The sequence below is a fragment of the Rhodobacter sp. 4.3.4 genome, from assembly GCF_058724655.1.
The window spans coordinates 2,530,890-2,540,054 of record NZ_CM178967.1 but is presented as its reverse complement, the minus strand read 5'-3'; the positions used below and the strand labels follow the sequence as shown (position 1 = coordinate 2,540,054).

At 69.5% G+C, this 9,165-nt stretch carries 14 protein-coding genes; all 14 read right to left on the bottom strand.

The features are described from left to right. Nucleotides 1-24: 24 nt before the first annotated feature. Entirely contained in the window at nt 25-372 is a 348-nt protein-coding gene (locus AC4PTB_RS12465) for a hypothetical protein (protein WP_492189681.1), read from the bottom strand. Between the two features lie 14 nt (nt 373-386). Next, nucleotides 387-953, bottom strand: coding sequence for a M15 family metallopeptidase (locus AC4PTB_RS12460; protein WP_492190253.1), 567 nt, complete (start codon nt 951-953; stop codon nt 387-389). A 2-nt stretch (nt 954-955) separates the two neighbouring features. Continuing rightward, nucleotides 956-1,276, bottom strand: a complete 321-nt coding sequence (locus AC4PTB_RS12455; protein ID WP_492190252.1) for a phage holin family protein — start codon at nt 1,274-1,276, stop codon at nt 956-958. Between the two features lie 61 nt (nt 1,277-1,337). Beyond that, complete coding sequence (locus AC4PTB_RS12450; protein WP_492190251.1) at nt 1,338-1,829, bottom strand: DUF4376 domain-containing protein; 492 nt, start codon at nt 1,827-1,829, stop codon at nt 1,338-1,340. Between the two features lie 7 nt (nt 1,830-1,836). After that, complete coding sequence (locus tag AC4PTB_RS12445) at nt 1,837-2,817, bottom strand: pyocin knob domain-containing protein (RefSeq protein WP_492190250.1); 981 nt, start codon at nt 2,815-2,817, stop codon at nt 1,837-1,839. Next, nucleotides 2,817-3,755 carry a hypothetical protein gene (locus AC4PTB_RS12440; RefSeq protein ID WP_492190249.1) on the bottom strand — a complete coding sequence of 313 codons (939 nt, stop codon included), beginning with the start codon at nt 3,753-3,755 and terminating at the stop codon, nt 2,817-2,819. The genes AC4PTB_RS12445 and AC4PTB_RS12440 overlap by 1 nt, the downstream gene beginning before the upstream one ends. Further along, nucleotides 3,752-6,628, bottom strand: coding sequence for a hypothetical protein (locus AC4PTB_RS12435; RefSeq protein ID WP_492190248.1), 2,877 nt, complete (start codon nt 6,626-6,628; stop codon nt 3,752-3,754). The genes AC4PTB_RS12440 and AC4PTB_RS12435 overlap by 4 nt, the downstream gene beginning before the upstream one ends. Before the next feature lie 49 nt (nt 6,629-6,677). Next, nucleotides 6,678-6,905: a hypothetical protein gene (locus AC4PTB_RS12430; protein WP_492190247.1), complete on the bottom strand. Its 228-nt coding sequence runs from the start codon at nt 6,903-6,905 to the stop codon at nt 6,678-6,680. A gap of 77 nt (nt 6,906-6,982) precedes the next feature. Further along, nucleotides 6,983-7,339 (bottom strand): hypothetical protein, encoded by a 357-nt coding sequence (locus AC4PTB_RS12425; RefSeq protein ID WP_492192600.1) that lies wholly within the window; start codon nt 7,337-7,339, stop codon nt 6,983-6,985. Between the two features lie 5 nt (nt 7,340-7,344). Continuing rightward, entirely contained in the window at nt 7,345-7,785 is a 441-nt protein-coding gene (locus tag AC4PTB_RS12420) for a phage tail protein (RefSeq protein ID WP_492190246.1), read from the bottom strand. Nucleotides 7,786-7,795: 10 nt separating this feature from the next. Beyond that, complete coding sequence (locus tag AC4PTB_RS12415; protein ID WP_492190245.1) at nt 7,796-8,176, bottom strand: DUF3168 domain-containing protein; 381 nt, start codon at nt 8,174-8,176, stop codon at nt 7,796-7,798. A 3-nt stretch (nt 8,177-8,179) separates the two neighbouring features. After that, nucleotides 8,180-8,329: a hypothetical protein gene (locus AC4PTB_RS12410; RefSeq protein ID WP_013067714.1), complete on the bottom strand. Its 150-nt coding sequence runs from the start codon at nt 8,327-8,329 to the stop codon at nt 8,180-8,182. After that, the gene (locus AC4PTB_RS12405; RefSeq protein WP_492190244.1) at nt 8,329-8,832 is read right to left on the bottom strand and encodes an HK97-gp10 family putative phage morphogenesis protein; all 504 of its coding nucleotides are present in this window, start codon (nt 8,830-8,832) and stop codon (nt 8,329-8,331) included. The genes AC4PTB_RS12410 and AC4PTB_RS12405 overlap by 1 nt, the downstream gene beginning before the upstream one ends. Beyond that, nucleotides 8,829-9,164: a phage head closure protein gene (locus tag AC4PTB_RS12400; protein ID WP_492190243.1), complete on the bottom strand. Its 336-nt coding sequence runs from the start codon at nt 9,162-9,164 to the stop codon at nt 8,829-8,831. Before AC4PTB_RS12400 ends, AC4PTB_RS12405 begins: the two co-directional genes overlap by 4 nt. Nucleotide 9,165: the final 1 nt, after the last annotated feature.

Here is a 9,165-nt window from a genome sequence, read left to right as displayed (position 1 = left end):
ACAGAACCTTCCCGGCGGGCGATCTCACCGGCTCAGGGCCGCGATCTTGGCGGCGGCGAGGTTTTTCAGCACGCCGTCGCGCGGGGCGAGGGCCTGGATGGCGTCGGGGACCGAGGTCTGGGCATAGGCGACCGCATCCCGGGCGAGGAGGTCGAGATCGCGGCCGTCTTGCCGTCGCCCGCGCCGGGTCAGGGCGAGCTGCGCGCCGGTCATCAGCGCCTGGTGCAAGGCCTCGCGCTGCGCGGCCTCGATCTCGATGCCCCAGCGCGCGCGCAGTTTCGCCGCCGCCCAGCCGATCAGCGCGGTGGTGATCGTGGCGACGATCGGCAGCACGATCTGCGCAATTATCGTGGCGAGGAGGGTGTCAGTCATCGGGGTGTCTCCTTTCACGCCGCCGGATAGGCGGCCCATGTCAGCTGAAAATGCGGGCCGTCCCTGAAGGTGGCCCAATCGCCGCCCCATTCGACGGCGATCCCGCGCGCCTTGGCCTCAGCCTTGACCACGGCGGCAATGATGCGCAGATCGGCCCAGAGCCGCGCCTCTGCGGCGGGCGTGCCCGCGGGCAGCGCTTTCCCGGTGACCGGATCGAGCGGCCACAGATCGACCGCATGCCCGGTCAGGTGGCGGCTGCGCATGGTCTTCGACGCGCCACGCGCCACCAGCTCCTTTTGCCGCGTCACGGTGCGCAGCCCCTCGATCACCGTAAACGGCGTGTCGCAGGCGGCCGAGGCCGCGGCGATCACAGCCACCAGATCACGATGCACGCCGTCCAGTTTGGCGAGGCCGCTGGCAGGGATATCCGCGGCGGGGACCTTGTCGGGCGCCGTCACCGGCGGCGGCGCCACCGTCACCCGCCCGGCCCTGGCGGCGGCGATCAGCGCGGCGGTGGTCACGGGGCCGATGCTGCCGTCCTGCGGCACATCGAGCGCCGCCTGCAATTGCTTGATCTCCATCCTTACACCTCCTTGTCCTTGCCCAGAACTCTCATCAGCGCCACCTGGGCGCCGCGCGGGCCGAGATAGGCGAGCGAGGCGACGACGCCGGTGGTGACGGTCCGCCCGAGCTCGAAATAAGCCGCCACCGCCTCGCCGATGATCGCCATGCCGACCGCGACGGGCAGTTCCCAGAGCAGCTCGCGGCTGAGGAACCGGCGCCTGCGCGCCCGCACCTCGGTCGAATGCCACATCAGCCGCCCGGCCAGCGCCGCCGCCATCGTGGTGACGGCACCGCCCCAGATGGCATCGACGAGCTCGACCAAACCCCTCGCATCGCTCATGATTCTGCCCTTTCGCGGCTTGCCGCCCGGCGGGCGGTGACGGTGACGGCGCCCGAGGGCATCAGAAGGTGAGGGCGACCGCGGCCGGGTCGGCGGCGGCGCGGATCTGCGCGGCCAGATCGGCTTCGCGGTCGAAACAGGCCTGCACATGGGCGCGCACGGCCAGCGCGAGGGCGATGATCTGCGGCGCGGTCAGCTCGACGAATGCGCCTGTCGCAAGCTTCCAGCGCACGGTTGCCTCCGGGTCGAGCCGGGCGGCCAGCGCCGCGGCGGTGAGGCGGCTCTGGCTCAGATCGTCGGTCTGGACATGCAGGCCGTTGACCTCGATGCCGCGGGCGATGGCCGCATCGCGCGCCAATTTGAGATTGGCGAGGGCTTGAGCGAGTGCCGCGCCGCGGTCCACCGGGATTTCGGAGGCGTCCACGATTTCGTAGGGCGCTCCGCTCGGAACGTCCTTGGCCGCGATCTGCTCGATGGTCAGACCGGAACCGAGGAACGGGATGATGACGCACGAGCTGCCGTTCTGGTCTTTGTAAATGATGCGCTTTTCCATTTTTACCTCAGCGGAAGACGGCGACATTGATGTAGTCGTTGTCCAGCGGCCCCCCGATGCCGGTCCCCTCCCCCCCAAGGAAGGAAAGAACGCGGACGCTGTTGGTGGTCGGAGACAGGGTGTTGCAATTGTACTGCCCGGGGGACGCCACCGAGCCACCAGACGAAGTCGTCACGGAGAAGTTCGCATCGGGCATCGCGGTCGCGAAGTTCACGGTGTAGTCGCCGGTGCCGTTTTTGGTGATCGACGAGACGTTCCCCGCCGCGCGGATTGCCCCGGTGACGCCGTTGAAGTTGACCCAAGCCCGACAGGCGTAGGTCGGGGCATCGCCGCTGGCGTTCAGCACGCCCGTCCTGATCTCGCTGTCCGAGCCGTAAAGCCGCACCCAGGGCCTCCAGCCATTCGAAGCGCGCCAGCGCATCCACGAGAAGGTATTGTCCGCGCTGCCCAGATGCCCCCAGACCATCTGCACGCCGACACTGCCGGACAGGATTGTCAGCACATAGCCGGAGTTATCCGCCATGGGCGCGTTTGCGGCCCCGGGCGCAAATCTGGCCCAGCCCGAGACGGTGATCGCGTTCAGATCCGTCACCGCCTCGGCCAGGGTGGTGACCGCGCCAAGGCCGAGCGTCGCGCGCTGCGCGGCTGCGTCCGCGCCGCTGGCCAGCGCCAGACCGGCGGCGCTGGCATTGGCCAGGATCGCCTTTCCGGCGCCTGAGGCTGTCAGGAACTCCAGCGCCGTCGCGCCCGCATTGACGGCCATCACCTTGCCGCCATTGCCTTTCAGCGCAAGCCCGGTCCCGGCGCCCGCCGCGAGGGCCGCGGCCAGCGCCGCATCGGCCTGGGCCTCGGCATGATCGCCGAGCGCGTCGAGATAGTCGGCGAAGGTCTTCCAGAACAGGAGCGAGGCTTCCATGCGCGCGCTGAAGGTCTCCGGGTTGGAGCGCAGCGGCGGCGGCGGCACGATCGGTTTGGCGGGTTTTGCCATCAGACGATTCCTTGTACTTCGATGGAGATCAGCGACCAGGCGTCGGTTTGATAGGCCGCGCGGTAGCTGCGATAGAATCCGTAGTTGATTGCCGCCTTGCGGGGATCGGCCGAGCCGATCCAGACCGCGGCGGTGCCGCCGCGCAGGCTGCGCATGCGGGCGTCAAAGCCGAGCAGCTGGGCGTTGGGCAGGCAGGTCTCGAAGGTGCTGAGCCGGGTGGCGGCGCGGCGCACGGTGGTCAGATCGCCGTAGTCATCCTGTTTGACATAGGAGAAATCGACCCCCTGAAACCCGGTGCCGCCGATCACCGGGCGTCCGAGCGACCAGACCGGCCCGAGGAGGAACTGCCCGACGCTGACCTGTCCGCCGCGGCGGCTGGCCTCGAGGGTGATTTGCGCCGCGGCATAGGGCGGCAGATCGGTGAGGACGAATTCGGAGAGCTCGGTGATCGGCGCGACGTAGTAGCTGAGCCCGTCGCTGACGATGGTTTCGTCCTGCATGGCGATCGTGGTCTGGTAGACCACCGCCCCGGCATCGGTCATCGTCACGCGGATCTCGGCGGCGCTGATGCCAAAGCCCGCGACGCCGCCCACCGCCACGCCCGGGGCCAGCGTGACACGGATGATCTCGGCGGCGGTGGCCAGAACCGAGGGTTTGCCGTCGAAGAGCCGCCAGCGGTTGGTGGCGCCGATCACCTGCCAGAAGACCGGATCGGGGTCGTCGATCAGCGGATCGGCCAGCGCGAGCTGTTCGAGGTCGGGATCATGGCCGGTGTTGTCGCCTTGCAGGGCGCGATAGACGGTATGCGTGGCGGGGCTGATGACGAAGGCGCCGCGGGGATAGGTCGTCTGCGCGCTCCAGGGGGCGAAATCCGTCTCCGGGATCGAGCAGGAGAGGAGCATCGCATCGGTGACGGCGATCGGGTTGAGGATCTTCATCTTGCGGGGTCCAGGCTCATGCGTTCCTGCACGGCCAGAAGCCGGGCGGTGAGGCGGGCATTGTTGATGTCGCCTTCGCGGATCGCGCGCACCACCTCGGCCAGCAGCCCCTGCACGGTGGCATCGGTGCCGGTCAGGCGGCGGCGCTGGCCCTCCGAGGTTGCGGCATAAAGCGCCTCGGCGCCGCTGCGATAAAGCGACTGGGTGTCGAGATCCTTCAGCGCCGCGGTCAGCGCCTGGGCCTGATCGGTGATCTCGGCCATGGCCGGGGCCAGCTGGATCAGCTTTGCGGCCAGATCCTTGTCGCCCTTGGCGAAGGCGGTGTCGATCAGCTGCCGGAAGGCCTGACGCGAGCCGGGCAGGGCGTCGATCCCGAGCCCCGCCAGCGCCTGCGACAGCTCCTTGCGCGCCTGGGCGAGGCGTTCGGAGGGGCTGTAGAACCCGGCATAATAGGCGCTGACGGCCTCGGACATGGCGTCAAGGCCGCCGAAGGCCTGGGCCCATTTCGAGGCCGCATCGGCGCCCGCCAGCGAGGTGCTGTAGGCGGTCTTGCCAAGCCGGTCGAGCCAGGCATTGGCCATGGCCAGCGCCGAGGAAAGCCGGGTCAGGGTCTCGCCTGCGCTCTCGCCCCGGCGCGCGAAGGCCGAGGTGAAGGCCGCGAGGTTGCCGCTGAACCCTTCGCCCGCGGCCAGGATCATCCGCGCCAGCTCGTCGGACAGCTGCGTGAACCCCGCCTTGATCGCCTCTTGCGCCTCGCTTTCGGAAAGCCCGTGGGTGGAGATTTTGATCTGCGTGGCAAAGCCCTTGAGCGCGTCGCGCCCGGCAATGCCGAGCCTGTCGGCCATGTCCGCGACACCGCGCACGATCCCGGCCACGGCGGCCTCGATCGGGTCGGCAATCGCCGCACCGGCTTCGGCGAAGGTCTCGCGGGTCTTCTTCGAGAGCCCCCAGAACCGCGATGTCCTGGTCTTGCTGAAGGTCTCGACCAGCGTGTCCATGTCGGTGACGGTCAGCCGCAGCCCGGCGTCAAGCTGGGTGACCTTCTTGCGGAAGAACGAGAAGACCACGCCCACCCCGGCGAGGATCGGCAGCGTCGCGCCGATGGCGGCGCCGAAAGCCCCGAGGCTGGTGGTGGCGGTGCTGGTGACCGCGGAGAGATAGGTGCCCGCGGCGCCAAGGCCGCCACCGCCGCCGAAGAGCGCGTTGACCAGCCCCGCCGCGCCCGAGCCGATCGAGCCCAGAAAGCTGCCCGCCGTGCCCAGAAGGCCGAGAGACCCCGCAAAGCCGCCCGCCGCCGCCCCGGAGACGGCCGCCCCCGCCGCCCCCGTTGCGGCGCCGCCGCTGACGCCAAGGCCGAGCGAGAGCGTGATCCGGTTTTTGAGAAACAGCCCCACGACCTGCTTGAGCGCGTCCCGGGCGAGGTTGACCAGACCCTTGAAGCCGCCCTGAAACCCGTCGAGCATCCAGTCCACCGCGCCTTCGACCGAAGAGCGCAAGCCGTCCCGCAGCGTATCGGCGAACTCCTGCGCCGCCTTTTGCGCCTCGGTCAGGCCTTTCTTGACCTTCTTTCCGGCGCCGGACCCGGCCCCCCCGAGACCTGTCAGCGCGGTCTCGGCCCCGGTGGCGGCCGTGGCCACCTCCTGCGCGGCCGAGGCGGCGTCAAGCGCCTCGTAGCGCATCTGCTTGAGCGCGTTATAGGCGTCCGGGCCGACGCCTTGCAGGCTGGTGCCGAAGAGATCGTTGAACCCCTCGGCGATGTCCCAGGTGAAGGTGGCGAAGGCGAGGGCCATCTCTTCCAGCGCCTCGAAGAACTTCGCCTTGAGCTTGTACCAGGCGGCGGCAAAGCCCCCGGCCTTGCGCACCGCATCGAGGATGGCGAGGCCGAGCTCGCCCATGGCGACGACCAGAACGCCGACGCCGGTGGCGGCGATCGCGGTGCGCAGCCCGGCCATGGAGACCGACAGCGCCATCGTGGCCAGACGCGCGGCGAGCGCGGCGGCCTGCCAGGCGATCAGCCCGGCGGTGAAGGCGGCGGCATAGGCGGTCAGATGCGGCAGCGCCGCCATCAGCCCGTCGATCACGCCGCGCAGAAACCCGCCCTCGCGCATGGAATTGACGAAGGCGCGCGCCATCGCCTCGACCGCCGGGGCGAGATCGGCGGCAATGCGGTTGCGCGTGGCTTCCAGGACGACCGAAATGTCGTCAAGCGCCCGCTGCGCCGCGCGCAGCGCTTTGACCGCATCTGTCCCGAGCACGGCGCCAAAGCTGGAGGCGCTCTCGCCGAGGCGTGCCATTTCCGCGCCATTGGCGCGCAAAAGCGGCAGCAGCAGCGTGGAATCGTCGGCGATGGCCTCCATGTAAAAGGTCATTTCCGCCTGCGAGAGGCCGGCCTTTTCGAGGCTCGACACATAAAGCTGCAAGGCCTGCGGCCCCGAGAGATCGCGGAAGGCCTGTGCGGTCACGCCGACGCGGGGCGCGATCTTTTCGAAGAAATCCGCCATCTCGCCGCCGCCGGTGGAGAGATAATCCCCCACCTTGTCATTCACGTCCTTGAGGATATCGGCGAGCTTTTCCTGTTCGATGCCGACCGTCCGCGCCCCGAAGGACCATTGCTGCAGCTCCTGCGCCGAGGCGCCCGCAACCTGCGACAGGCGGGTGATCTCCTGCGCGGAGCGCGCGGCCGAGGTGACGATCGCGGCCAGGGCCGGGCCGCCGATCGCCGCGCCGATGGCGGAGATCGCGGCCGAGGCGGCCGTGGCCGCGCCCTTGAGCGTGCCAAGCGAGGCCGTTGATCTGGCAACGCCCTTTTGGAAGCTGGCGCTGTCGAGGCCGAGATTGACGCGCAGCGCGCCGATCACTGCGGAGGCAGACATGGGCATTCCCCGAAAAGACAGGGCCGCCCGAAGGCGGCCGGGTTTGGGATCAGGGCCGGGGGCGCAGCGCCATGGCGATCAGCGCACCCCGGACCCGTTCATGATCCAGCTCGCGCGCGCCCTGCGGGGGCGCGGCGGCGGCATCGTCCGGCCGGAACTCCGGCAGGTTTTGCGGATCGTGGAAGGCGAAGGCCACGAGCCCGGCCAACTGGTGATTGAGGGCGCGGGCGGCCTCAATCCCGGCGCGCTGCCGCGTGGCGGCGCCGCGCAGGATCATCACCGCCTCGCGCGGGGTCAGATCCCAGAAGCCCGGATAATCCTGCCCCGCCTCAAGCCAGGCGCGCAGCAGCGCGCTCAGGGGGTCCGTTTCTTCCGGCCCGCCCCGTTTCCCCCGGTCTCTCCGGCATCCGCCCCCGGAGCGCCCGCCTGCGGGAAGGCGGCGCGGATCGCCTCGCCCAGCAGCCGCGCCGCTTCGGTCTGGCCGATCTCATCCATCAGATCGCCCGCCGCCTCTTCGGTGAGGCCCTCATGCGAGAGCGCCGCCCAGACCATGCGGCGGATGCGCCGGGTGTCGCCGGGGCTCTGTTCCAGCGCGGCCATCGCCTCGAGCAGGGTCTCGCCCGCGGCGTCCTGATAGCGGACAAGGGCGTTGGTGGAGAGCCGGAAATACCGGTCCCCGGCGAAGGGCACCGCGCCGCGCAAGCTGTTCATGCCGGTCATGCCTTCGTCCCCTTGGTCCAGATCACGTCGCCGGTGGTGCGGATGCTGATCGTCATGGCGATCAGGCCGGTCACGTCGTTGCCCTCGACCTGCGGGGTCGGGAAGCCGCGGAACTGGAAGACATCGCCGGTCTTCTGGCCGGGGGCGGGCTTGAGGGTGGTGCGGTAAAAGACCGGCTCATCGCGGGCGGAATCGGCGATCTGCTGTTCGTAGCCCGCGGCGGTGTAGCCGCAGGGCAGCGAGATCTCGCCCGCGTCGCGCATGCCGCGGACGTATTCCTTGAAGCCGTTCGGGCTGTCGAGCGAGGTGGCATCGATGTAATCGGTGCTCGGCGCGGGGATGGCGATGCCCTTGCATTCGGGGATCGCCGCCCAGGCGACGCCATCGGTGGAGCGCTCGACGGTTGCCCCGTAAGCGATGATCTGTTTGCTGGCCATGCGGCCCTCCTCAGCTGGTGTAAACCGTGATGAAATCGAGCGAGACCCGGAACGGGGCCTCGCTGTCGTGTGAATCGCGCGTGCCCGCGTGAAAGACCCCCTGAAACCCGCCGCCGCTGTAGCCATCGAGGGCGGCGCGCACGGCGCGGGAAAGGCGCTTGGCTGCGCCATAGCTCTCGCCGTAGCAATCGACCTGGACCCGGCCGCGGGAGACGCCATCGGGGCCGGACAGGAGCAGCCCGCCGGTGTCGGAGATCGTCCAGAGCACGAGGCGCGGGCAGGCCGTGTCCAGCGGGTTGGCGCCGAAATCGATCCGGTCGCCAGCCAGCGCCGTGACCGCGTCCGAGGCCAAGAGGGCGGCGCGAAAGCTGTCTTCAAAGCTCTCTTCCATGGATCAGAAGATCCTGTAGCTGTGACGCGGCAGCGCGGCGCCGAGCGGCTTGCGCGCCACCAGTTCGACCCCGACCAGCCGGTAGCCATGCTGCGCGGCGAGATCGGCCAGCAGCTTCACCACATCATCGGGATGCGCCTTTTCCTGTTCCATCAGCCTTTCTCCTTTGCGGCCGCCCGCCTGGCCGCCTTTTCGATCTCGACCCAGAGCGTCTTGCCCAGCCGATCGAGGGTGGGTCTGCCCTCGGCCTCCCAGGCGGGGCGCAGGAAGGGGCGGGGTGCGGTGCCGGGGTGCTGCGTTCCGGCGAACTGACCGCGGTTGCGGTGCGGCTTGGTGCCGAATTCCACCAGATGGGCGTGATTGCCCGCCAGTTTGTAATCGGGGCCGAGGAACATCTCGACCGCGGCCTTTCCCTCGGCCTGCAGCTTGCGGTTTGCCCGCTGCTGGCGCTTGCTCAGCTTGGTGCTGATGCTGATCGAGCGCTTCAGTTTGCCGGTCGGCCCCTCGGGGGCGAGCGCCGCGGCCAGATCCACCACCGGCCGGGCGGCGGTCTTCAGCGCGCGGCGCATCACCGCTTTCGCCGTGGCGGTCTTTTCGATCTGCGCCAGCGCCTGTTCGAGCTCGCGGAACCCTTCCAGCTTCACCGTGCCGGTCATACTGCCTCCTTTCGGTTTGGGACCGCCGCAAGGGAAAGCTCGATCAGCCCGGCGCCCGGGGCGCAGATCCCGCGGATCTCCCAAAGCTGGCCGCGCGCCCGCACCCGGTCCGCGGCGGTGATCTGGCGGGCGAGGCGAGAGGCGCGCAGGCGCAACCTTGCACCGCGCCGCGTCCCGATCTGCCCGGCCGCGGCGGCTTCCTCGCCCAGGCTCTCGCGCAGGCTAGCCCAGAGGGTCGCCAGCTCTTCCCAGCCGGTGAAGGTTCGGCTCAGCCCGTCATCGCCGAGCCGCGGCCGCAGGATCGTTGCCCTTGTGTCAAGGCGCTCGCCCATT

What these genes read in the sequence shown, in the direction of transcription:
- AC4PTB_RS12445 (WP_492190250.1), bottom strand. Translation starts at nt 2,817, where the DNA reads ATGGCAAAACCCGCCAAACCGATCGTGCCGCCGCCGCCGCTGCGCTCC.
- AC4PTB_RS12425 (WP_492192600.1), bottom strand. Translation starts at nt 7,339, where the DNA reads ATGAACAGCTTGCGCGGCGCGGTGCCCTTCGCCGGGGACCGGTATTTC.
- AC4PTB_RS12400 (WP_492190243.1), bottom strand. Translation starts at nt 9,164, where the DNA reads ATGGGCGAGCGCCTTGACACAAGGGCAACGATCCTGCGGCCGCGGCTC.
- AC4PTB_RS12435 (WP_492190248.1), bottom strand. Translation starts at nt 6,628, where the DNA reads ATGTCTGCCTCCGCAGTGATCGGCGCGCTGCGCGTCAATCTCGGCCTC.
- AC4PTB_RS12460 (WP_492190253.1), bottom strand. Translation starts at nt 953, where the DNA reads ATGGAGATCAAGCAATTGCAGGCGGCGCTCGATGTGCCGCAGGACGGC.
- AC4PTB_RS12465 (WP_492189681.1), bottom strand. Translation starts at nt 372, where the DNA reads ATGACTGACACCCTCCTCGCCACGATAATTGCGCAGATCGTGCTGCCG.
- AC4PTB_RS12405 (WP_492190244.1), bottom strand. Translation starts at nt 8,832, where the DNA reads ATGACCGGCACGGTGAAGCTGGAAGGGTTCCGCGAGCTCGAACAGGCG.
- AC4PTB_RS12440 (WP_492190249.1), bottom strand. Translation starts at nt 3,755, where the DNA reads ATGAAGATCCTCAACCCGATCGCCGTCACCGATGCGATGCTCCTCTCC.
- AC4PTB_RS12415 (WP_492190245.1), bottom strand. Translation starts at nt 8,176, where the DNA reads ATGGAAGAGAGCTTTGAAGACAGCTTTCGCGCCGCCCTCTTGGCCTCG.
- AC4PTB_RS12410 (WP_013067714.1), bottom strand. Translation starts at nt 8,329, where the DNA reads ATGGAACAGGAAAAGGCGCATCCCGATGATGTGGTGAAGCTGCTGGCC.
- AC4PTB_RS12455 (WP_492190252.1), bottom strand. Translation starts at nt 1,276, where the DNA reads ATGAGCGATGCGAGGGGTTTGGTCGAGCTCGTCGATGCCATCTGGGGC.
- AC4PTB_RS12420 (WP_492190246.1), bottom strand. Translation starts at nt 7,785, where the DNA reads ATGGCCAGCAAACAGATCATCGCTTACGGGGCAACCGTCGAGCGCTCC.
- AC4PTB_RS12450 (WP_492190251.1), bottom strand. Translation starts at nt 1,829, where the DNA reads ATGGAAAAGCGCATCATTTACAAAGACCAGAACGGCAGCTCGTGCGTC.
- AC4PTB_RS12430 (WP_492190247.1), bottom strand. Translation starts at nt 6,905, where the DNA reads ATGATCCTGCGCGGCGCCGCCACGCGGCAGCGCGCCGGGATTGAGGCC.